General features: G+C 49.7%; 1 protein-coding gene. It reads left to right on the top strand.

Annotated features, from left to right (window positions below):
- Positions 1-111: 111 nt before the first annotated feature.
- Positions 112-1,060, top strand: a 949-nt coding sequence (locus tag RMO15_RS05115; RefSeq protein ID WP_309708709.1) for a tyrosine-type recombinase/integrase, incomplete at its 3' end; no start/stop codon positions are given.

Genomic DNA, 1,060 nt, shown 5'->3' with positions numbered 1-1,060 from the left:
TCCAGCGCAAACTCAGAGAACGAAGAACAAAATTCCCCCAACACAGGCAATGCGGTCAAAAACCACTTTACCATTCATAAAAGGGGTTATGAATGGTAAACTCACAGCGTTGTGGAAAAGCCTCTTCGCGGAACAATCTTGCAGCACAATGAGGTGTCCCCGAATCTTCCCGCATTTATCAGTTCCGCCGAGGAAAAAACGAAACGAGCGTTTTACGAGTTCTTTGCGGCCGAACTCACAAACCACCACACCCGCGAGTGCTACATGAGAGATGTGCGCCGATTTGCAGCCTGGTGCGAAGATCGAGGATTCAAAGTAGAAACCGTTTCGACAATTCACCTCGCCGCATACCGAGAAGCTCTGCGAAAGGAGGTCTCTGCACCGACCGTCAAAAGGCACTTCTCAGCCCTGAGGAGGCTCTTCTCGTGGTGGGTAGAAAAAGGAGTCTTGGAGCGAAACCCTGTTCGGGAAGTCAAAACAGAGTCATTCTCAAGAAGTGAAGGGAAGACTCCGGCATTTGATTTGGAAGACATGCAAGCCCTTCTCAGCTCCATGACGGAGCCACATCTGCTCAACCTGCGGGACCGGGCGATGATTGGAGTAATGGCATATACCTTTGCCCGAGTAGACGCCGTTTGCAAGCTGAAGCGAAAAGACTATTACATATCAGGTCGACGATTCTATCTAAGACTTGATGAAAAAGGCGGGAAGCAAAGAGAAATACCGTGCAATCACAGACTAGAAGAATTTCTTGAGGAATACTTAGCAGCAGTTGGGGAATTGGAACCCAATGCACCCCTCTTCCGAAGCATTCGAGGGCGAAACGGCAAACTGGGAGAAGGCGCAATGCGCCGAACAGATGTTTATGCCATGGTTCAAAGAAGAGTGAAGATCGCGGGAATCGAGGGGAAGTTCTCTTGCCATAGCTTTAGGGCGACTGGCATTACCACCTTCTTAGAAAATGGTGGCACGTTAGAGAAAGCTCAATGGATCGCAGGGCACGCAGATTCAAGAACCACCAAGCTGTATGATCGAAGAAGCCTACGTGCAGGCATCGAAG

Origin of the sequence: Armatimonas sp. (genome assembly GCF_031410135.1) — a bacterium.
GTDB lineage: Bacteria > Armatimonadota > Armatimonadia > Armatimonadales > Armatimonadaceae > Armatimonas.
The sequence above is the reverse complement of the archived record's forward strand: the minus strand, read 5'-3'. Positions and strand labels throughout refer to the sequence as shown.